Source organism: Alcanivorax sp. HI0083 (assembly GCF_001635175.1).
The window spans coordinates 1-340 of the sequence record NZ_LWFX01000006.1; the positions used below are offsets into that span (position 1 = coordinate 1).

Genomic DNA, 340 nt, shown 5'->3' on the forward strand with positions numbered 1-340 from the left:
GACATGACACACCGGGCGTAGAATAAGGATTCGAGCTCAACGTCAGGAGATTGCCATGCAACGATTACCGATTCCGGCCTTACTGGTGCTCACCACGGCACTGCTACTCAGCGCCTGTGTCAGCCCGGTGGTGATCGACAGTCAGTCCGGCGCCGATCTGCAGCAATACCGCACCTACGCCTTTGTACCCCAGGACCAGGACAAACCCCGTGAGCTGGATGACCAGCGCGCCCAGGCTGCCCTGAAACAGGCACTGGCCGCCAAAGGTCTGTCTGCCGCCCCCCCTGACCAGGCCGATGTGCAGGTGAAACACTTCTTCAAACGCGAGCAGCGCTTCGAT

1 protein-coding gene is annotated in these 340 nt (G+C 60.3%); it reads left to right on the forward strand.

The genetic code is table 11. The features are described from left to right. Positions 1–55 precede the first annotated feature (55 nt). A partial coding sequence (locus A3754_RS00180) for a DUF4136 domain-containing protein (RefSeq protein WP_156496620.1) occupies positions 56–340 on the forward strand: 285 nt, incomplete at its 3' end.